Below are 19092 nucleotides of genomic sequence, written 5' to 3'. Positions count from 1 at the left end.
TACGAGCGCTTCGCGCCTCAGCGACTACAACGATCAGGCAACTTGCTAGTTGCGACGCAAACTTGTCAGTTAGCGACGTTGCACATATAAAAATCGAGAAGTTGCCGTGGTGAGAAAGTTATATGACGAGTGTTATATCAATCTGCTTTCAGCCCAGGTTAGAGACGAACGGGAAGCCGTTTAATTTAACTTTTTATAATTAGACCAGGCAGTCAGTTAGTGGCCGATAGCGGATAAAAAAATACTGCCGGTCAAGTATTCAATGTTTCCGGGAACTTGCGCCGTTTGCGCAAATAAGCCGTAAAAAAGTACTGGACTAAATATTTCAGGTTGTGTCAGTTTTGCTCCGCCATAAACGGCGAGTGATAGGACGATCTCGCCAAGGGGTCGTCGTGGTCTGTCAATAAACTTTCTACTGCTAAACAAGGAAATGTTTACATGTCGAAACTTAAAGAGAAAGCGGCACTGTCCGTTGGCCAGGTACAAGCGGCAAGCGCCAGCAGTTCTGCGTTCACTCAGATTGATAACTTCAGCCATTTCTATGATCGTGGTGATCATCTGGTCAATGGCAAACCTTCGCTCACTACCGACCAGGCCGCCGATCAGCTCACGCGTTCCGGCGCCAGTTGGCACGACCTCAACGGCGACGGTGTGATCAACCTTACCTACACGTTCCTCACGGCACCGCCGGTGGGTTACGCGACCCGTGGCCTGGGCACTTTCAGCCAGTTTTCCTCGCTGCAGAAAGAGCAGGCCAAGCTGTCGCTGGAATCCTGGGCCGATGTGGCCAAGGTGACCTTCACTGAAGGCGCTGCAGTCCGTGGCGGTGATGGCCACATGACCTTTGCCAATTTCAGTGCAAGTAACGGCGGTGCGGCGTTTGCCTATCTACCCAGCAGTTCGCGCAAGGGTGAGTCGTGGTACTTGATCAACAAGGACTATGAGGTCAACAAGACCCCGGGTGAAGGCAACTATGGTCGCCAGACCCTGACCCATGAAATCGGCCATACACTGGGCCTGTCGCACCCGGGTGACTACAACGCCGGCAATGGCAACCCGACCTACCGGGATGCGGTGTATGGCGAAGACACCCGTGCCTACAGCGTTATGAGCTACTGGAGTGAAAGCAACACCGGCCAGCATTTCACCAACAGCGGCGAAGGTGCTTACGCCTCTGCGCCATTGCTGGATGATATTGCGGCGGTGCAGAAACTCTATGGCGCCAACCTCGAAACCCGCGCTGGCGATACGGTCTATGGCTTCAACTCCACCGCCGATCGTGATTTCTACAGCGCGACGTCTGCCAGTTCCAAGCTGATTTTCTCGGTGTGGGACGGTGGCGGCAACGACACCCTGGACTTCTCCGGCTTTAGCCAGAACCAGAAGATCAACCTGACTGCAGGCTCGTTCTCCGATGTTGGCGGCATGACCGGTAACGTGTCGATTGCCCAGGGCGTCACCGTGGAAAACGCCATTGGCGGTTCGGGCAACGATCTGCTGATCGGCAACAGCGCTGACAATGTGCTCAAGGGCGGCGCCGGCAACGACATTATCTATGGCGGCGGCGGTGCTGATACCTTGTGGGGCGGTACGGGTTCAGATGTGTTTGTGTTTGGCGCGGTGTCTGACTCTGCGCCGGGTGCAGCCGATATCATCATGGACTTCCAGTCCGGTATCGACAAAATTGATGTATCGGCCATCACCAAGCTGGCCGGGCTTAACTTTGTCGAGGCCTTTACCGGCCGTGCCGGTGAAGCGATTGTCAGCTATGACACGGCCAGCAACCTGGGCCACTTTGCGGTCGATTTCAGCGGTCATGCCGTTGCCGACTTCCTGGTGAACACTGTGGGCCAAGTGGCAACTTACGACATCGTTGTCTAAGCCTGCCGGTACACGGGCAGCGCGCAAGCGCTGCCTTCTGCCAGGAAGCCTGAAATCATGAGTCATTTGGCATACCGTTTATGCAGGGCAGTGGGGTGTATCGCCGCACTGCTGACTTTTACCACAGAGAGCGCCATGGCCAATTCATTGCTGTTGATGAGCCCCGCACAACTGGCGGGCAGTTGGACGTTTTACCTGCAGGGCGATGCAAAAGAAGCCTGCAAGGTGCAGTTGATTGCCGAACATAAAACCTTCAGTGCGCAAGTGAAGTGTTTGAAAACATGGTTGGGCGAAGTGCCAAAAAGTTGGTCGCCGACACCGGACGGTCTGTTTCTGATGGGCGAGGATGGAACAGCACTGGTGCATATGAACCGGATTGAGCCTGGTCGCTATGAAGCGAAGATCAAACCCGAAACAGTGTTGGTGATGGTGCGTGGCAATCATTAAGTTGTACTGAAATTGTAACTTCAATCGCGCGAGGCTGGGCGCCCCCTGTTAGGAGCGGCGCAAGTGCGCCTGTCAGTTTTATTTATGTGCGAAAGCCGTACTTATCGATCAAGGACGATTCATGAGGCGATTGAAAAACAGCACCGTTGCGCCGTTGATACATGCACTGGCTGACTATAAGAGCATTCTGGTCAGCGTGGGCTGCTTTACTGCCCTGATCAATATATTGATGCTGGTGCCATCGATTTACATGCTCCAGGTGTATGACCGGGTACTGTCGTCACAGAACACAACAACGCTGGCCATGCTGTCATTCATGGTAGTGGGTTTTTTCATCTTTATCGGGATGCTTGAAACGGTCCGCAGTTTTATTGTGATCCGCATCGGCAGCCAGCTGGAGCGCAGGTTCAACCAACAGGTGTACCGCGCCGCGTTCGAGCGCAACCTGTTCAGCGGCCAGGCCCACGCCGGGCAGGCATTGGGGGATTTGACCCTGATCCGCCAGTTTGTCACCGGTCCGGCGCTGTTCGCCTTCTTTGATGCTCCGTGGTTTCCCGTCTATTTGTGCGTGATCTTTCTGTTCAGTCCCTGGCTCGGTCTTATGGCGACGTCTGGGGCACTGCTGCTCATAGCCCTGGCGTGCATCAATGAGGTGATGACGCGCAAGCCCCTGAGCCAGGCCAGCCTGTACTCCCAACAATCCAGCCAATTGGCTACCAGCCACCTGCACAATGCCGAGACCATTCAGGCCATGGGCATGCTGGGTGTGTTGCGCCAACGCTGGTTTAACCTGCATTCGCGATTTCTGGCCGAGCAAAACAAGGCCAGTGACACCGGTGCAGTGATTGGTTCGGTGAGTAAAACCTTGCGCTTGTGCCTGCAGTCACTGGTGCTCGGCCTGGGTGCCTTGCTGGTGATCAACGGTGATATGAGCGCGGGCATGATGATTGCCGGTTCGATTTTGATGGGCCGTGTGCTGAGCCCCATCGATCAGTTGATCGCTGTCTGGAAGCAATGGAGCTCGGCAAAGTTGGCCTATCAACGCCTGGACAGTCTGTTGCGCGAGCATCCGCCCAGTGAAGACAACATGCAGCTGCCAGCCCCCATGGGTCAGGTGCGCTTTGAACAGGTCAGTGCGGCACCGCCGGGACAGCGCCTGCCCACCTTGCATCAGGTCAGCTTTAGCCTCAATGAAGGCGAGGTGCTCGGTGTGCTGGGCGCGTCGGGTTCGGGCAAGTCGACCCTGGCGCGGGTGCTGGTAGGCGTCTGGTCGACGCTGGCGGGCACGGTGCGCCTGGATGGCGCGGACATTCACCAGTGGAACCGCGATCAATTGGGCCCACATATCGGCTACCTGCCCCAGGATATCGAGCTGTTCAGCGGCAGCATTGCCGAGAATATCGCCCGCTTTCGTGAAGCAGATCCCCAGCAGGTGGTCGCTGCGGCGCAGCAGGCCGGGGTTCACGAGATGATTTTGCGTTTGGCGCAAGGTTACGACACGGTTCTGGGTGACGAGGGCAGCGGCCTGTCGGGCGGGCAAAAGCAGCGGGTCGCTCTGGCGCGTGCCTTGTATGGCAATCCGCGGCTGGTGGTGCTGGATGAACCCAACTCCAACCTCGATGCCGTCGGTGACGCAGCCCTGACCCGGGCCATTGCTCACCTCAAGGCGCAGGGCTGCACCGTGGTGCTGGTGACGCACCGTTCGGCGTCGCTGGCCCAGGCCGACAAACTGCTGGTACTCAATGAAGGTCGCTGCCAGGTGTTCGGGCCAAGTGCCGAGGTGCTCAAAGCCTTGTCCGGGGCCCAGCAGCAACACGCCGCGCCGCAGGCGGCAAGTATCAACCGTCAGAGTGCTGAAGCATGAGCAAGGACGCTGGATTGATGAATGACCACAATCAACCGCCCGTGCGCGAGCGCGGGGCGGGATTTTACGTGCGGGCAGGCTGGGTGCTGACCCTGGTCGGAGCGGGCAGCTTTTTTCTCTGGGCCAGCCTTGCACCGCTGGACGAAGGCATACCGGTACAGGGTACGGTGGTGGTCTCGGGCAAGCGCAAGGCAGTGCAGTCGTTGGGTGCCGGAGTGATGAGCCAGATTCTGGTGCGCGAGGGCCAGACAGTACGTCAGGGCGAGGTATTGTTTCGACTGGACCAGACCCAGGTTGAAGCTGACGTGCAATCCTTGCGCGCGCAGTACCGCATGGCCTGGGCCAGCCAGGCGCGCTGGCAAAGCGAGCGTGACAACCTGGCACGGGTGAGTTTTCCGCCGGAATTGAGTCTGGACCCTGACCCTCGGCTGGCCCTGGTACTGGAGGGGCAGCAGCAGTTGTTCAGTAGCCGGCGCGAAGCCTTTGCCCGTGAACAGGCCGGGCTCAAGGCCAGTGTCGAAGGCGCAACCCGGCAACTGGACGGTATGCGTCGTGCGCGCAGCGATCAAATAGCGCAGGCCGACTCCCTGCGCCAGCAGTTGAGCAACCTGCGCCCCCTGGCTGAAAAAGGGTATATCCCGCGCAATCGCCTGATGGAATACGAGCGGCAGCTGTCACAGGTGCAGCAGGATCTGGCGCAGAACGCCGGTGAAAGCGGGCGTATCGAGCAGGGTATTTTGGAGTCGCGGCTCAAACTGGCGCAGCACATCGATGAATATCAGAAGGAAGTGCGTAGCCAACTGGCCGATGCCCAGCTCAAAACCCTGACCCTGGAGCAGCAACTGACTTCGGCCGGGTTTGACCTGCAGCACAGTGAAATCTCTGCGCCAGCTGATGGCATCGCAGTCAACCTCAGCGTGCATACCGAAGGCGCGGTGGTGCGGGCGGGCGAAACCCTGCTGGAGATCGTGCCGCAGGGCACCCGCCTTGAGGTCGAGGGACGCCTGCCGGTGCATCTGGTGGACAGGGTGGGCAGCCAGTTGCCAGTGGATATTCTGTTTACGGCATTCAATCAAAGCAGCACACCGCGTGTGTCGGGGCAGGTCAACCTGGTTTCCGCCGACCAGTTGCTCGATGAAAAAACCGGCATGCCGTACTACGTGCTGCGCAGTTCGGTGAGTGATCAGGCGCTGGAGAAACTCAACGGGTTGGTGATTAAACCTGGCATGCCGGCCGAGATGTTTGTACGCACGGGCGAGCGTTCGCTGCTCAATTACCTGTTTAAACCGCTGCTGGATCGCGCAGGGTCTGCGTTGACTGAGCGCTAGGATGCTGCAATTTATGAAAACAGTTTCGATGTTGGGCCTGGGCCTCGCGCTGTGGGCAGGCCTCGCAGCCAGCGCACAGGCGCTGGGGCCGTTTCAGGTATATGAACAGGCCTTGCGCAATGATCCCGAGTTCCTCGCCGCCATCAAGGCGCGGGACGCGGGCCTGGAGAGTCGTAATATTGGTCGTGCCGGGCTGCTGCCCAAACTCTCGTACAACTACAACAAAGGCCGCAATAACTCCCAGGCCACCTATTTGAATGAGCGTGGCAATACCCACGACGACCGCAACTACAACAGTTATGGCTCGACCTTGACCTTGCAGCAGCCATTGATCGATTACGAGGCGTACGCCAATTACCGTAAAGGCGTGGCCCAGTCGCTGTTTGCCGATGAGACATTTCGCAGCAAAAGTCAGGAACTGCTGGTGCGGGTGCTGACCCATTACACCCAGGCGTTGTTTGCGCAAGACCAGATCGACAATGCCCGGGCCAAGAAAAAAGCCTATGAGCAGCAGTTTCGGCAAAACGAGCACATGTTTCGCCAGGGCGAGGGCACCCGCACCGACATTCTTGAAGCCGAGTCGCGTTACGAGCTGGCCACTGCCGAGGAAATCCAGGCCCATGACGAACAGGATGCGGCCTTGCGCGAGCTGGGCGCGTTGATTGGCGTGGCCACCCTGGATATCGATGAGCTGACGCCATTGACCCGCAGTTTCAGCTCATTGCCGCTGGAACCGGGGAGTTTCTCGAGCTGGCATGAAATGGCACTGGAGAGTAATCCGTTACTGGCGTCGCAGCGTGAGGCGCTGGAAGTGGCAAGGTACGAAGTTGAACGCAACCGGGCAGGGCATCTGCCCAAACTCAATGCCTATGCCAGCGTGCGAAAGATGGAATCCGACAGTGGCAACACCTACAACCAGCGCTACGACACCAACACCATCGGCATTGAGATCAGTGTGCCGCTGTATGCAGGGGGCGGGGTGTCGGCCTCGGTGCGTCAAGCCAGCAGCAATCTGGCCCAAGTGGAGTACGAGCTGGAAGGCAAAACCCGTGAAACCCTTATCGAACTGCGACGCCAGTTCAATGCCTGCCAGTCGGGCGTGAGCAAACTACGGGCTTATCAAAAAGCGCTGATTTCAGCCGAGGCGCTGGTCGTATCGACCCGTCAGAGCATTCTGGGCGGGGAGCGGGTCAACCTCGATGCGCTAAACGCCGAGCAGCAGCTGTACAGCACGCGGCGTGACCTTGCGCAAACCCGTTACGACTATCTGCTGGCCTGGACCAAGCTGCATTTTTACGCAGGCACCCTGGGCGCGCAGGACCTGGCACGGGTCGATGAAGCGTTTATCGCGCCGGGGCAAGCATATTGATTTGATCAACGAAGAGAGAAAAACCATGGCAGTGTTTGACTACAAGGATGTGGGTTCCAGCGTATCGGCAACACAGTTCAAGGATGCGATGGCAATCATGCTGTACAGCTATCACAACCTGGACAACGGCTTTGCCGTGGGTTACCAGCAACATGGCCTTGGCACCGGGCTGCCTGCCACACTGGTCAAGGCCTTGCTCGGCGGTACCGATGCCCAAGGGGTAGTGCCGGGGATTCCCTGGAACCCCGATTCGGAAAAGCTTGCCCGCGAGGCGGTCGAAAAAGCCGGGTGGACCCCTATCAGTGCAGAACAGTTGGGCTACACAGGCAAAGTCGATCAGCGCGGGACTTTTTTTGGTGAAAAAGCCGGCTACGGCACTGCCCAGGTGGAGATCCTCGGCAAGTACGCAGCCGATGGCCAACTGACTTCCATCGGTATCGGTTTTCGCGGCACCAGCGGACCGCGTGAGTCGCTGATTAGCGATTCCATCGGCGATGCCATCAGCGATTTGCTGGCAGCGATCGGGCCTGCCGATTACGCTAAAAACTACAGCGCCAACGCGTTTGACATGCTCCTGGGCAAAGTGGCGACCTTTGCCGGCGCGCAAGGGTTGAGCGGCAGCGACGTACTGGTCAGTGGCCACAGCCTTGGCGGCCTGGCCGTCAACAGCCTGGCAGACCTGAGTGGCGATCATTGGGCGGGGTTTTATCGCGACTCAAAGTACATAGCCTTTGCTTCACCCACCCAGAGCGAAAGCACCGACAACGTGCTCAATATCGGCTACGAGAACGACCCGGTGTTCCGTGCCCTCAATGGTTCGGATTTCAATCTGTCGTCGCTGGGCGTGCATGACGCGCATCAGCCATCCGCCACCAACAATATTGTCAGTTTCAATGATCACTACGCGTCCACGGCGTGGAATCTGATGCCCTTTTCGATTGCCAATATTTCGACCTGGATCACCCACTTGCCCAGTGGCTATGAAAGCGGCATGACGCGGATTTTCGACTCGGCGTTTTATGACCTGACCGAAAAGGACTCGACCATTGTGGTCGCCAACTTGTCCAGTCCGGCACGGGAAAACACCTGGGTCCAGGACCTCAATCGCAACGCCGAACCGCACAAGGGCAGCACCTTTATCATAGGCAGCGACGGTAATGACTTGATTCAAGGGGGGCGCGGCAATGACTTCCTGGAAGGTCGCGACGGCAATGACACCTTCCGTGACAGTGGCGGCTACAACATCATTCTGGGTGGCAAAGGCGTCAATACGCTGGACTTGCAACAATCGTTGAGCCGCGTGGATGTGGTCAATGACGGGCAGGGCGCCTTGTATGTGCGCGATAGCCACGGCGGGATCACTATTGCCCGTGATATCAGTTTCCTGATAACCGAAGAGCCCGCCTGGCTGGGCCTGACCCACCGCGAAGTCAGCCATCGAGTTGATGATCAGGGGCTGTGGGCCGGCAAAGACCGCAGTGATTACACTCACTCGGTCAAGGCAGGGGCTGCGGACAGTACCCTCACGGCCGTTGAGCAGGGTGACTGGCTGCTGGGGCAGGGCGGCAACGATCACTTGATCGGTTTGCACGGCAATACGGTGTTTGTTGGCGGCGCAGGCAATGACCTGCTGGAGTCGGCAGGCGGTAATAACACCTTTGTGTTCAGCGGCCATTTTGGCAACGACACACTGCTGGGCTACCAGCCCAGTGACAAGTTGGTATTCCTGGGGGTGGATGGTGGCTACAACGCGGACTACCGGGCCCATGCCAGCGCGACGGGGCATGACACCGTGCTCAGCTTTGGCAGCGACTCGGTGACCCTGGTGGGTGTAGGGCTGGCCTCCCTGGCGAGCACGGACATTGTCATCGCCTGACCGCGAGTTGCAAGGGGCAAGCTTCAAGCGTGCTGCTTGTCACTTGCCGCTTGCAGTTGCCTCTAAACCTTAAACTGACGTAACAGCCCATTGAGCTGCACGCTGAGCTCCTTGAGGTGGGCACTGGCAGCGCTTGATTGCTCTGCCGCCAGGGCGGTGCCTTGGGACAGTTCGGCGGCCTGGGTCACATTCAGGTTGATGTCTTCCACGACATGGGCCTGTTGCAGGGTGGCGCTGGCTATCGAGGCATTGAGGTCGTTGAGGTTGCTCAGGGCCTGGCCGATGCTGGTCAGGCTCTGCCCGGCCTGGGTGGCCTGTTCGATGGTCAGCTGGGAGGCGCGACTGCTGCTGCCGATCACGTTGACGGCGGCTTCCGAGTGTTTTTGCAGGCCTTCGATCATGGTCTGGATTTCGGCCGTGGATTTTTGCGTGCGCTGGGCCAGTAGTCGAACCTCGTCCGCCACCACCGCAAAACCCCGACCCTGCTCACCGGCGCGGGCTGCTTCGATCGCAGCGTTGAGGGCCAGCAGGTTGGTTTGCTCGGCAATCGAGCGGATCACTTCAAGCACGCTGCCAATTTCGCTGCTTTGCGTGGCCAGGGTGCGGATCACCTCGACGGCCTGATGGATGGTGGCAGACAGCTGGCCGATCTGTTCCAGGCTGGTATCGATATTCTGCTGTCCAAGCTCGGCTTGTGACTGCGCACCGCGCATTTCGCTGGCCGCGTGCTCGGCGTTTTTCGCCACATCTTGCACGGCATAGGTGACTTCGTTGATCGCCGTGGCCACCTGATCCATTTGCAGGGCTTGCTGTTGGCTGCGTTGTTGCGCGGCGCTGGCGTCACTGCCCAGTTCCGTGGAGGACTGGTCGAGTGCCGTGGCAGTGGCCTGCAAATGGCTGATCACATTGCGCAGCTTGGCGGTAAAGGCATTGAAATGATGGGCCAGTAAAGTGACCTCATCACGGCCGTGGGTATCCAGGCTTCGGGTCAGGTCGCTTTCACCACTGGCGATATTGGCCATGGCCTGCACGGCCTCTTGCAGCGGTCGCACGATGCTGCGAGCAATCAGGGTCACCAGCAGCGCCATGATCAACGCGATGCCAAGGCCAGCCCAACTGGCTTTCCAGGCTTGAGCGCGGAACTCGGCCTGCATGTCGTCGATATACACGCCCGAGCCTATTACCCAGCCCCACGGCTCGAACAGTTGTACATAAGAGGTTTTTTGCACAGGCGCTTCGGCGCCCGGTTTTGGCCAGCGGTAGTCCACCATGCCCGAACCTTTGCTTTTGGCCAGGCTGGCCATCTCGTTGAAAATCGCAAAGCCGTCCGGGTCCTTAATGGCCGACAGGTCTTTGCCATCGAGTTTGGGGTTGGTGGGGTGCATGACCATATAAGGGCGCAGGTCATTGATCCAGAAATAGTCATCGTGGTCATAGCGCAGCTGGCTGATCACGGTCAGCGCCTGCTGTTGCGCGGCTTCACGGCTCAAGCTGCCGGCAGCTTCCAGGCCCTGGTAATAGTTGAGTACCCCGCTGGCCGCTTGTACCACGTGCCGGGTTTTCTGGGCTTTACCTTCATACAAATCGTCATGTATCTGTTTTAGCATCAGCAATCCCAACGCCAGCAGCATGGCCATGGCCACAATCAAGATAAGCCATAAACGTCGGCTGATGGATAACCCGCGCAGGGTATTCATAAAGGCTCACTCCTGGTTTTTCTTCTTGTGGTGATTCACAGAACAACTTTTTTCAGACTTGCCTGTCAGACTTGCCTGTCAGACGAGACCGAGCTCATGTCATAGCAGCGAAAGTGGAACGTGTCTGATAGGATCTCGGCCGAAATTGGCAAAGCTTCATCTTTATTGATTTCTGACAGTTTTTTCACAGCGCGTCGGGGCGCATGTCGCACTTTTGTCCTGCTCCGGAGCCGTGGCTGCAACACCTTAATCAAGACTAATCAGCTCTGCATGAGGCAGGGCTTTATGGGGGAATAATGGATCTTTGGACTGCCGCTCAGGCGTTGATTTTGGGCGTCGTTGAAGGCTTGACGGAGTTTTTGCCGATCTCGAGTACGGGCCACCAGATTATTGTGGCCGACTTGCTCAACTTTGGCGGCGAGCGGGCGATGGCATTCAACATCATCATCCAGCTGGGTGCGATTTTGGCTGTGGTCTGGGAGTTTCGCCGCAAGATCATCGATGTTGTCGTTGGTTTGCCCACCAAGCCCGAGGCACGTCGTTTCACCACCAACCTGATTATCGCGGTGATGCCGGCGGTGGTGCTGGGGGTGATTTTTGCCGATGTGATCCACGAGTACCTGTTCAACCCGATTACCGTGGCCACGGCCCTGGTGATTGGCGGTGTGATCATGCTGTGGGCCGAGCGCCGCCAGCATGTGATTCGCGCCGAAACCGTGGACGACATGACCTGGAAAGACGCAGTTAAAATCGGCTTTGCCCAGTGTCTGGCGATGATTCCCGGCACTTCGCGCTCGGGTTCGACCATTATCGGCGGCCTGCTGTTTGGTCTGTCGCGCAAGGCGGCCACCGAGTTCTCATTCTTCCTGGCCATGCCGACCATGGTCGGTGCTGCGGTTTACTCCGGCTACAAGTACCGTCATCTGTTCCAGCCTGACGACCTGCCGGTCTTCGCGATCGGTTTTGTCACCTCGTTTATCTTCGCCATGATCGCAGTACGCGCCTTGCTGAAGTTTATTTCCAATCACAGCTATGCCGCTTTTGCCTGGTATCGTATTGGTTTTGGCCTGTTGATCCTGGCCACCTGGCAGTTCGGCTGGATTGACTGGACGGCAGCTGCAGCGTGAGGAATGGGCATAACGGCGCACCGGTGCGTGGCTTGAAGCTCAAGTTGCTGGTATTGCTAGTGCTGTGCGCCTTGCCGATGGGTGGCTCGGTGAGCGTGTTGCTCACCGGGGGCAGCCCGCTGCCGTTGCTGGCCTATGCAGTGGCCAGCCTGCTGGCGTTCGGCCTGTACCGCTACGACAAGCAACAGGCCGCGGCTGGCCAGTGGCGCACGCCGGAGAAAGTCTTGCACGGGGTTGAGCTGCTGGGCGGTTGGCCAGGGGCACTGGTGGCGCAACAAATGTTTCGCCACAAAACCCGCAAATTGTCTTATCAGCTGTTGTTCTGGTTGATTGTGGCTGTGCATCAGGTGGTATGGATCGACGTCCTGTTCCTGAACAGGTCGTTTCTCCAGTTGTTGCGGTTACAGCAGTAAACCGATCTGACGTTTTTTCGCCAGTTTTCCCACCACCAGTTGGTGGGAACGGCGCAACAGGTCCTGCAGTTCTTCAGCGCCCATCGGATAAGGTGCTTGCATATTGATCCAGTACGCTCGCGCCAGATAAGGCGACGGGCGTATACCCGGCCGATCGATGTAGCCCAGAAACAGTTCTTTCTCGACCTTGAACGAAAGCCCGTTGCTGTTGAGGTTGAACAGGGCAAACATCTTGCTGTCGTCGATAAAAAAAACCTCGACCCCACCCCATTTCACTGCTTCCTGAGCGCCCGGCAGGTTTCGGCAGAATTTGGCTACATCCTGTTTGGTCATTGCGGTCATAGCAGTTTGTCTCCACAGCTTTCGAATGACTCAACCAGGTGGTCGATCCAGGCCCGCACGGCCGGTATCACCCCGCGTCTGTGGGGATACACTGCGTGCAGCCAGCCACCCGGCAGGGTCCATTTGGGCAATAGTTGAACAAGCTGGCCGTCTTGCAGCTCCTGCTCGCAATACATCATGGGCAACACGGTGAAACCCAGGCCGGCCAAGGTGCAAGCTTTGCGCACGATAAAATCGTCAACCCCCAGGCGTGCTTCAAGCACCAGGTTGCAACCCTTGCCGTGCTCGTCGAGCATGCGCAAGTGAACCATGCGATCGGCCTCGAGCGCGCCCAGCAGCGGGATTTTTTTCAGGTCTTCAGGGCTATCAACCGGCCAATTACGGGCAAACTCGGGGGTGGCTACCATCACGGTGCGGGCCTGACGCAGGCGCCGCGTGACCAGCGACGGGTCTTCATCGCCTTCTTCGCGCACCCGCAAGGCCACATCGATGCCGTCGGTGACCAGATCGACGCGACGGTTGAGCAGGTTGACCTCCAGCTGCACCAGGGGATAGGCCTGCAGAAAGGAACTGATCACCCCGGGCATAAATTCATGGGCCAGCCCCACGGGGCACGACACACGCAAGGGGCCGCGTGGCTCACTGGACATGCTGGCAACGGCTTCGTCGGCCATTTCGGCTTCCAGCAACATGGCCTGGCAATGGCGCAGATAACGCTCGCCCACAGCGGTCAGCTTGAGCTGACGTGTGGTGCGCTGCAGCAAGCGGGCGCCCAGACGCTCTTCAAGTTCCGCCACGCGCCGTGACAGGCGTGACTTGGGGATGCCCAGCAATCGTCCGGCAGCAGCGAAGCCACCGGATTCGACCACCTTGGCGAAATAGTAAAGGTCGTTAAGGTCTTGCATGGCGTGCTCACTGTCCTGCAGGTGGGACGAACTATCGCATAATGGCCAACTTATCGTCGATTGCTTTCATTGGTAGTATCCCCTCCATCGAGATCGCCCAGAGGCGGTCATCATCTGGAGATCACCATGAAACTGTTGCATATCGATTCGAGCATTCTGGGCGACAACTCGGCATCCCGTCAGTTGAGCAGCGAAGTGGTCAAGGCATGGCAGGCTGCTGATCCACAAGTAGAGGTCAGCTACCGCGACCTGGCCGCTGAAGCCATTGAGCATTTCTCGGCCGCTACCCTGGTGGCTGCCGGTACTCCGGCCGAGCTGCGTGATGCGGCACAAAAACACGAAGCCCAGTTGAGTGCTGACACCCTGGCCCAGTTTCTCGCGGCTGACGCGGTGGTGATTGCAGCGCCGATGTACAATTTCACCATTCCAACCCAGCTCAAGGCCTGGATTGACCGCATCGCAGTTGCTGGCCAGACCTTTCGTTATACCGAAGCCGGCCCTGTAGGGCTGTGCGGCAACAAGAAAGTAGTAGTGGTATCGACCTCCGGTGGCCTGCATGCGGGTCAGGAAACCGGCGTAGCTCACGAAGATTACTTGAAAGTGATGCTGGGCTTCATGGGCATTACCGACGTCGAATTTGTCCGCGCCCACGGCCTGGCCTATGGCGACGAGGTACGCAGCAAAGCCATGAGCGATGCACATGCGCATATCAAGCAGGATCTGTTCAGCGCAGCGTAAGCAATCTCAGGCGCAGCACTGTCTAAACTCTGTATTCTGGTCTTTGTAAAAGGATCGGGGTACGGAGTTTTTTGCGTCTGGCCCGGGTTGTGCAGAGTGTGATGCTGTCGAGCAATGCACCGTTGAAGGTGAGCCTCCATGATGCGTCTGTGTGCGGTACTGGTGTTGTTGATCGCAGGTTGCCCTGTCATGGTGCAAGCTGAGCCCGGATACCACTGGAGCGTGGGTTTTCATCGCCTGAGCTTTCTCGATCCGCTGGACGATCAGCCCATGCGCGCCATTGCCTTTTATCCTTCCACGGATCCCGAAGGCGTCAGCAAGATGGGCAGCTACGAAGTGCAAGCCACCGAAGACGCGAAAATCGCCATGGGCCGTTATCCGCTGCTGATGCTGTCCCATGGAAACACCGGCACGCCACTGGCGTTGCATGACCTGGCCACTTCGCTGGCGCGCAAGGGCTTCGTGGTGGTAGCGGTGCTGCACCCCGGCGACAACTACAAGGATCACAGTCGCCTGGGCACCTTGAGCAACCTTTATGGACGGCCAATGCAGATATCGGCGGCCATCAGCGCAACCCTGGCCGACCCTGAGCTTTCACCCTATGTGCATGACGACCAGGTGGGGGTGATCGGCTATTCGGCCGGCGGCGAAACCGCGCTGATCCTGGCAGGCGCCCAGCCCGACCTGGATCGCCTGCGCCGCTACTGCCAGGAACGCCCTGAAGACCGTGATGCCTGCACCACAAAGGGGGAGCTGATCGCCGATCGCGATGACCTTGAGCCTGCTGCCGACCCTCGCGTACACGCACTGCTGCTGATGGCGCCATTAAGCCTGATGTTTGGTCGCCAGACCCTGGCTGATGTGCATGTGCCCGTACTGCTGTACAGCGGCGAAAACGACAGGCTGGTATTCCCCGACAAAAATGCTGACGCGCTGGCCCGCAAGCTGCCGGTGGAGCCTGAGTTCAAGGTGATACCGGGTGCCGGGCACTTTGTGTTTATGGCCCCATGCAATGATGAGCAAATGGCGGCCATGCCCGGTTTATGCACGGATGCACAAGGGGTCGATCGGGAGAATATCCATCGCGACCTGTTTGACGAGGCCGGGCGGTTTTTCGGCAAGACGCTGCAAGCCCACACCCGGGCCGGTTTGCGCACTGCCGAGCATTTTAACTAAATGCGCGGCCGTCGCGACAGGCTCAAGCTCAGTATCAACCCCATGCAGCACATCACCGCTGCACTGAAGAATATCCACGGGTACCCCATGTTCAGCGCAATAACCCCCATGATCGGCCCCGCGATGGCCAGTGCCAGGTCAAAAAACACGGCATAGGCACTTAACCCGGCGCCGCGGCTGGCAACAGGCACTTGCTTGACCGCTTCGACACCCAGGGCCGGGTACACCAGGGACAAGCCAAAGCCGGTCAACCCTGCCCCTGCCAGGGCAAATGCGGTGCTGGGTGCCAGCCACAGCATGACCAGCCCCAGCGTTTCGATGCTCATGCAGGCAATCGCCACGTTGTAGCCACCAAAGCGGCTGATGCTGTTGGTAAAGATCAGGCGGCCCAGGATAAAACACACACCAAATACTGACAGGCAATACGCAGCCCCGTCCCAGCCCTGGTCAATATAAAACAGGGTGATAAAGGTGGTCAGCGTGCCATAGCCAATAGAGGCCAGGGTCAGGCTGATGCCATAGGGAGCAATCAGGCCAAACACTGACCAAAAAGGCAGGCGCACGCCAGCGACCGCCGGGATTGCCGGTTTTTTGCGAATCAGCCCCAAGGCTGCCAGCGCCAGCAGCAACAGGGTTACACCCAGCATGGCAAAGCCCAGCCGGTCGACCATCACCACGCCCAGAGGCGCGCCAATGGCGATCGCGCCATAGGACGCAATGCCATTCCAGCCGATAGCCCTGGCGGTATGTTGAGATCCCACCTGGGCAATGCCCCAGGTGATGGTGCCGACACCGATCAGGCCCTGGGCAATGCCGAGAAATACCCGGCCGACAATCAAAACGCCCAGGCTCAGCAGTGGCCAGTCTTGCAGCGCTACGGCCAGGGACGTGAGCACGCCGCTGATGGCGATGCCGGTCAAGCCATACACGATGGCGGGCTTGGTGCCGATGCTGTCGACCAGTCGCCCGGCTGAGGGGCGGCTCAGCAGGGTGGCCAGATACTGCGACGCAATGGCCAGCCCTGCGACGATCGCACTGAAGCCCAGTTGGTCATGCACATAGCTCGGCAAAACGGCTATCGGCAAGCCAATACAGATAAAGGCAATAAAGGTGTAGAACACGATCGACAGGATCTGCAGGGTGATCGACAGGGAGCTTGCAGGGGAAGGGTGTTGCGCGGGCATTAGCGGGGAGTCCGGCTGGCGATCGGTAACCGACATGATGGCGCGGCCCCGGGATAAAAGAAAGCAGGCTAACGGTAATATTGGCCCACGCACACAGCCTGTGGGAGCGGGCTTGCTCGCGATAAAGGCGCTGCGCTGTATCAGGCCTCACGCGAGTGGCTAAAGGCCAGAAACGAAAAACCCCATCACCAGGACGGGGTTTTCGTTATAGCTGATCAGGCAGTGCCTGAATCAGAACGTAACGCCCTGGCTGCGCAGGTAGTCATCGTAGGTGCCGCTGAAGTCGATCACGCCGCTTGGGCTCAGCTCGATAATACGAGTGGCCAGGGAGGATACGAACTCACGGTCATGGCTGACGAACACCAGGGTGCCCGGATAGTTCTCGAGTGCCAGGTTCAGCGCCTCGATGGATTCCATGTCCAAGTGGTTGGTCGGTTCGTCCATGACCAGCACGTTGGCCTTTTGCAGGATCAACTTGCCGAACAGCATGCGACCTTGCTCACCACCGGAAATAACCTTGACCGACTTGAGGATGTCATCGTTGGAAAACAGCATGCGGCCCAAAGTACCGCGCACCATTTGTTCGCCCTGGGTCCATTGGCCCATCCAGTCGAACAGGGTCATGTCGTCTTCGAAATCGTGAGCGTGATCCTGGGCGTAGTAGCCCAGTTCGGCGGCTTCAGTCCACTTCACCGTACCGGCATCCGGGGTCAGTTCGTTGACCAGGGTGCGCAGCAGGGTGGTTTTGCCAATACCGTTCGGGCCAATGATCGCAACGCGCTCGCCGGCTTCAACGGTGAAGCTGAAGTCCTTGAACAGAGTCTTGCCATCAAAGCCTTTGGCCATTTGCTCGACAATCACAGCCTGACGGTGCAGCTTCTTGTTCTGCTCGAAGCGAATGAACGGGCTGACACGGCTCGAAGGCTTGACCTCGGCCAGGGTGATCTTGTCGATTGCCTTGGCGCGGGAGCTGGCCTGCTTGGATTTCGAGGCGTTGGCCGAGAAGCGGCTGACGAACGCTTGCAGTTCGTTGATCTGCGCTTTCTTCTTGGCGTTTTCCGACAGCAGTTGCTCGCGCGACTGGGTCGCGACGGTCATGTACTCGTCATAGTTGCCCGGGAACAGACGCAACTCGCCGTAGTCCAGGTCAGCCATGTGGGTGCACACGCTGTTCAGGAAGTGACGGTCGTGGGAGATGATGATCATCAGGCTGTTGCGCTGGGTCAGAATGTTTTCCAGCCAGCGGATGGTGTTGATATCCAGGTGGTTGGTGGGTTCGTCGAGCAGCAGTACTTCAGGATCGGAGAACAGCGCCTGAGCCAGCAATACGCGCAGTTTCCAGCCTGGCGACACTTCGCTCATCGGGCCGAAATGCTGCTCGATACCGATACCCAGGCCCAGCAACAGCTCGCCGGCACGGGATTCGGCGGTGTAACCGTCCATTTCAGCGAACTCGGTTTCGAGTTCGGCTACGGCCATGCCGTCTTCTTCAGTCATTTCCGGCAGCGAATAAATGCGATCGCGCTCGGCCTTGACCTTCCACAGCTCTTCGTGACCCATGATCACGGTATCGATCACGGTGAATTCTTCGTAGGCGAACTGGTCCTGGCGCAATTTACCCAGACGCACGTTCGGCTCCAGCATGACCTGGCCGCCGGACGGCTCAAGGTCATCACCGAGGATCTTCATGAAGGTGGACTTGCCGCAACCGTTGGCACCGATCAGGCCGTAGCGGTTACCGGCGCCAAATTTTACTGAAACGTTCTCGAATAGCGGCTTTGCGCCGAACTGCATCGTGATATTTGCTGTGGAGATCAATTACTTTACCTATCAATAGCTTAGAGTTCGCTGGTTTCAGCCGGTACCCATATGGGACCAATTTGGAGCTTTTCCAGCTCGCTCCAATCTGAGCTTGAGTCGAACCAATGCGCATACGTTGACAGCAACATTTGGACGCTATGGCCAAGCTGCTGGGAAATGAAGGCGGGATTCAAACCGGACATTGAGCGTATTGTCTCATAGGTATGGCTACAGTTGTATGGCACCGGGCATCTGATTCAGTGTGTTTGCTGGCTGACTGCACAAAACCCTGGTTTGGTATGACAGGTACCTCTCTTTGAAGCGCAAGCGGCCCAAGGATTTCGCCGTGCCCGTGAGAAGCCTGCTTTTAATGGAGGCTATGAGAAGCCGTCAGCGGCAAATACGAATTTGCATAGGGTTTTTTTGCAGGCCAATCTGCCGGTATTTCCGCGTATGGCCTACAGGGTTGCCCTGTAGAAAGCCGATGTGAATGAGCGGCGCATCTTGCGAAAGGCCCATTTTCAATCATGGTGGGCAGCGTCACTCATAGGGTGCTTTATGCACACCTTGGAACTGCAAGCCCCGGTAGTCGGGCGAAGTTCGTGCAGAGGTCAATCATTCAAAGAGACAATCAATGCCTTTGATTTGTAGGGATGAACAATTTAAAAGCCACGCCCTGAATTGCAGTGTTAGTAAGCAATGCTGCAAGTTTATAAAGTGGGCAGCATCAGCGGCTGATGCGGATTTTTTTACGGGTGAGTTCACACATAAAGGTCCCCGTATCGCCGCGCAGTACGTACAAGGTCGCTCGGTAGAAGGCCGAAGGCCGCGTGCAGTGCAGGTCGCGCATCTTGCGATAAGCCCATTTCCAGCCGCGCTTAGTTGCAGTACTCATCTTATTCATCCTTGAAAGATTTTATATTTTGAGTGTATCAGCACTTTTGG

16 protein-coding genes and 1 pseudogene are annotated in these 19092 nt (G+C 57.8%); 10 read left to right on the top strand and 7 right to left on the bottom strand.

Annotation, left to right across the window (positions count from 1 at the left end; all coding sequences use genetic code 11):
- Window positions 1–438: 438 nt before the first annotated feature.
- The 6 genes from GHO42_RS06610 to GHO42_RS06585 all read left to right on the top strand — a co-directional run bounded on the left by GHO42_RS06610 (window position 439) and on the right by GHO42_RS06585 (window position 8765).
- The gene (locus tag GHO42_RS06610; RefSeq protein WP_095038912.1) at window positions 439–1881 is read left to right on the top strand and encodes a serralysin family metalloprotease; all 1443 of its coding nucleotides are present in this window, start codon (window positions 439–441) and stop codon (window positions 1879–1881) included.
- Window positions 1882–2016: 135 nt separating this feature from the next.
- On the top strand, window positions 2017–2328 hold the full coding sequence (locus tag GHO42_RS06605) for an AprI/Inh family metalloprotease inhibitor (protein ID WP_178114902.1): 312 nt from the start codon (window positions 2017–2019) through the stop codon (window positions 2326–2328).
- A gap of 121 nt (window positions 2329–2449) precedes the next feature.
- On the top strand, window positions 2450–4192 hold the full coding sequence (locus GHO42_RS06600; protein WP_153325954.1) for a type I secretion system permease/ATPase: 1743 nt from the start codon (window positions 2450–2452) through the stop codon (window positions 4190–4192).
- 17 nt (window positions 4193–4209) lie between these two features.
- On the top strand, window positions 4210–5520 hold the full coding sequence (locus GHO42_RS06595) for an HlyD family type I secretion periplasmic adaptor subunit (protein WP_232527583.1): 1311 nt from the start codon (window positions 4210–4212) through the stop codon (window positions 5518–5520).
- A gap of 13 nt (window positions 5521–5533) precedes the next feature.
- A complete protein-coding gene (locus tag GHO42_RS06590) occupies window positions 5534–6889 on the top strand; it encodes a TolC family outer membrane protein (protein WP_150628323.1) in 1356 nt (451 codons plus the stop codon).
- A gap of 25 nt (window positions 6890–6914) precedes the next feature.
- On the top strand, window positions 6915–8765 hold the full coding sequence (locus GHO42_RS06585; RefSeq protein ID WP_153326071.1) for a polyurethanase: 1851 nt from the start codon (window positions 6915–6917) through the stop codon (window positions 8763–8765).
- A gap of 62 nt (window positions 8766–8827) precedes the next feature.
- Here the strand turns inward: GHO42_RS06585 and GHO42_RS06580 are convergent, their stop codons facing one another.
- Window positions 8828–10462: a methyl-accepting chemotaxis protein gene (locus GHO42_RS06580; RefSeq protein WP_095000154.1), complete on the bottom strand. Its 1635-nt coding sequence runs from the start codon at window positions 10460–10462 to the stop codon at window positions 8828–8830.
- Between the two features lie 296 nt (window positions 10463–10758).
- Between GHO42_RS06580 and GHO42_RS06575 the strand changes: the two genes are divergently transcribed.
- On the top strand, window positions 10759–11589 hold the full coding sequence (locus GHO42_RS06575; RefSeq protein WP_095000155.1) for an undecaprenyl-diphosphate phosphatase: 831 nt from the start codon (window positions 10759–10761) through the stop codon (window positions 11587–11589).
- Window positions 11586–12002, top strand: a complete 417-nt coding sequence (locus GHO42_RS06570) for a DUF1294 domain-containing protein (protein WP_095000156.1) — start codon at window positions 11586–11588, stop codon at window positions 12000–12002. The genes GHO42_RS06575 and GHO42_RS06570 overlap by 4 nt, the downstream gene beginning before the upstream one ends.
- Here GHO42_RS06570 and GHO42_RS06565 read toward each other — a convergent pair.
- A complete protein-coding gene (locus GHO42_RS06565) occupies window positions 11991–12335 on the bottom strand; it encodes an MmcQ/YjbR family DNA-binding protein (protein WP_153326073.1) in 345 nt (114 codons plus the stop codon). The genes GHO42_RS06570 and GHO42_RS06565 overlap by 12 nt on opposite strands.
- A 5-nt stretch (window positions 12336–12340) precedes the next feature.
- Window positions 12341–13249, bottom strand: a complete 909-nt coding sequence (locus GHO42_RS06560) for a LysR substrate-binding domain-containing protein (protein WP_095000157.1) — start codon at window positions 13247–13249, stop codon at window positions 12341–12343.
- A gap of 126 nt (window positions 13250–13375) precedes the next feature.
- On the opposite strand from GHO42_RS06560, the gene GHO42_RS06555 reads away from it, so the two are divergent.
- Window positions 13376–13987 (top strand): FMN-dependent NADH-azoreductase, encoded by a 612-nt coding sequence (locus tag GHO42_RS06555; RefSeq protein ID WP_095000158.1) that lies wholly within the window; start codon window positions 13376–13378, stop codon window positions 13985–13987.
- A 138-nt stretch (window positions 13988–14125) separates the two neighbouring features.
- Window positions 14126–15163, top strand: coding sequence for a dienelactone hydrolase family protein (locus GHO42_RS06550; protein WP_153325956.1), 1038 nt, complete (start codon window positions 14126–14128; stop codon window positions 15161–15163).
- Here the strand turns inward: GHO42_RS06550 and GHO42_RS06545 are convergent.
- The 4 genes and pseudogenes from GHO42_RS06545 to GHO42_RS25680 form a co-directional block, all read right to left on the bottom strand.
- Window positions 15160–16347 (bottom strand): MFS transporter, encoded by a 1188-nt coding sequence (locus GHO42_RS06545; protein ID WP_153326075.1) that lies wholly within the window; start codon window positions 16345–16347, stop codon window positions 15160–15162. The two genes, GHO42_RS06550 and GHO42_RS06545, sit on opposite strands and share 4 nt — an antisense overlap.
- A 231-nt stretch (window positions 16348–16578) precedes the next feature.
- Window positions 16579–18165 carry an ABC-F family ATPase gene (locus GHO42_RS06540; protein WP_029611422.1) on the bottom strand — a complete coding sequence of 529 codons (1587 nt, stop codon included), beginning with the start codon at window positions 18163–18165 and terminating at the stop codon, window positions 16579–16581.
- A 20-nt stretch (window positions 18166–18185) separates the two neighbouring features.
- Window positions 18186–18404, bottom strand: a pseudogene (locus GHO42_RS26015) (hypothetical protein); the annotation flags it as partial.
- A 470-nt stretch (window positions 18405–18874) separates the two neighbouring features.
- Window positions 18875–19042: a hypothetical protein gene (locus GHO42_RS25680; protein ID WP_170943691.1), complete on the bottom strand. Its 168-nt coding sequence runs from the start codon at window positions 19040–19042 to the stop codon at window positions 18875–18877.
- Window positions 19043–19092: the final 50 nt, after the last annotated feature.

It is taken from the genome of Pseudomonas sp. FSL R10-0056 (assembly GCF_009600105.1).
Taxonomy (GTDB): Bacteria; Pseudomonadota; Gammaproteobacteria; order Pseudomonadales; family Pseudomonadaceae; genus Aquipseudomonas; species Aquipseudomonas bubulae.
The sequence above is the reverse complement of the archived record's forward strand: the minus strand, read 5'-3'. Positions and strand labels throughout refer to the sequence as shown.

Coding starts and splice junctions, on each gene's coding strand:
- GHO42_RS06580 (WP_095000154.1), bottom strand. CDS start 10,462: ATGAATACCCTGCGCGGGTTATCCATCAGCCGACGTTTATGGCTTATC.
- GHO42_RS25680 (WP_170943691.1), bottom strand. CDS start 19,042: ATGAGTACTGCAACTAAGCGCGGCTGGAAATGGGCTTATCGCAAGATG.
- GHO42_RS06555 (WP_095000158.1), top strand. CDS start 13,376: ATGAAACTGTTGCATATCGATTCGAGCATTCTGGGCGACAACTCGGCA.
- GHO42_RS06590 (WP_150628323.1), top strand. CDS start 5,534: ATGAAAACAGTTTCGATGTTGGGCCTGGGCCTCGCGCTGTGGGCAGGC.
- GHO42_RS06605 (WP_178114902.1), top strand. CDS start 2,017: ATGGCCAATTCATTGCTGTTGATGAGCCCCGCACAACTGGCGGGCAGT.
- GHO42_RS06565 (WP_153326073.1), bottom strand. CDS start 12,335: ATGACCAAACAGGATGTAGCCAAATTCTGCCGAAACCTGCCGGGCGCT.
- GHO42_RS06545 (WP_153326075.1), bottom strand. CDS start 16,347: ATGCCCGCGCAACACCCTTCCCCTGCAAGCTCCCTGTCGATCACCCTG.
- GHO42_RS06610 (WP_095038912.1), top strand. CDS start 439: ATGTCGAAACTTAAAGAGAAAGCGGCACTGTCCGTTGGCCAGGTACAA.
- GHO42_RS06550 (WP_153325956.1), top strand. CDS start 14,126: ATGATGCGTCTGTGTGCGGTACTGGTGTTGTTGATCGCAGGTTGCCCT.
- GHO42_RS06595 (WP_232527583.1), top strand. CDS start 4,210: ATGAATGACCACAATCAACCGCCCGTGCGCGAGCGCGGGGCGGGATTT.
- GHO42_RS06600 (WP_153325954.1), top strand. CDS start 2,450: ATGAGGCGATTGAAAAACAGCACCGTTGCGCCGTTGATACATGCACTG.
- GHO42_RS06585 (WP_153326071.1), top strand. CDS start 6,915: ATGGCAGTGTTTGACTACAAGGATGTGGGTTCCAGCGTATCGGCAACA.
- GHO42_RS06575 (WP_095000155.1), top strand. CDS start 10,759: ATGGATCTTTGGACTGCCGCTCAGGCGTTGATTTTGGGCGTCGTTGAA.
- GHO42_RS06560 (WP_095000157.1), bottom strand. CDS start 13,249: ATGCAAGACCTTAACGACCTTTACTATTTCGCCAAGGTGGTCGAATCC.